Annotated in this window: 1 pseudogene; it reads left to right on the forward strand. The window is 84.0% G+C overall.

Annotated elements, in window-relative coordinates:
- A pseudogene (locus tag EF903_RS34590) lies at positions 1-924 on the forward strand (hypothetical protein); the annotation flags it as partial.

Below are 924 nucleotides of genomic sequence, written 5' to 3' on the forward strand. Positions count from 1 at the left end.
GCCGTTCCCGACCCGGCATCGGCGCCCGCGCCGACGGCGGAGGCCGCGGCGCAGTCAGCCGCCCCCGGCCCGACCCCGGCCGAGGCACCCCAGCCCCTCACCGCGGACCCGGCCGACGCCCCGGCACCGCCGCCCGGACCGGCCTCCCCGGAGACGCCCGCGCAGGCGCAGGCCGAAGCGCCGCAGCACTTCGCGGCGGCCGAGGGCGCGCCGCCACCCGGACCGGCCTTCCCCGAGGCGGCGGCACCCGCCGACGCACCGCAGGCCCCGCAGCCGTTCGCCTCCGGCGAGGGCGCGCCGGCGCCCGTACCGGCACCCGCCGAAGCGGCCCGGCCCGCGCAGCCGTTCCCGGCGGGCCCGGCCGGCAGCGCGCCCGCGCCCGCCTTCCCGGAGACACCGGCACCCGCCGACGCACCGCAGGCCCCGCAGCCGTTCACGGCAGCCCCGGCGGACGGCGCGCCCGTACCCGGACCGGCCTTCCCGGCGGCGCCCGCGCCGGCGGCACCGGCCGAAGCTCCGCAGCACCTCCCGGCGGGCCCGGCCGAGGCGGCCGCACCGCCCGTTCCGGCGCCCGTACCGGCCGATGCGGCCGCGCACGCGGCGCTCGCGCCCGTACCCGCGCCCTCCGACAGCCCGGTGCCGGCCCTGCCCGCGCCCGCGCCCGCCGCGCAGGCTCCGGCATCCGGGACGCCCTCCTTCGGCGTGCCGCAGCTTCCTGCGCCCGAGACCGCCTCGTCCGGGCGGGGCATCGTGCTGGGCAAGCCGGCCGGCGCCTCCGGTGCGGTCCCTCGCCCGCAGACCCCGGCCGAGGGGACGGCCCTGCCCCCGGCAGCGTCCGCGCCGGCTCCGGCCGATGCGGTGCCGACCGAGTATGCGCCCGGCGCGGACGCTGCCGGGGGCAGGGCCGTCCCCTCGGCCGGGGTC

Origin of the sequence: Streptomyces sp. WAC05292 (assembly GCF_003949955.1) — a bacterium.
In the GTDB taxonomy this organism is placed as follows: Bacteria; Actinomycetota; Actinomycetes; order Streptomycetales; family Streptomycetaceae; genus Streptomyces; species Streptomyces globosus.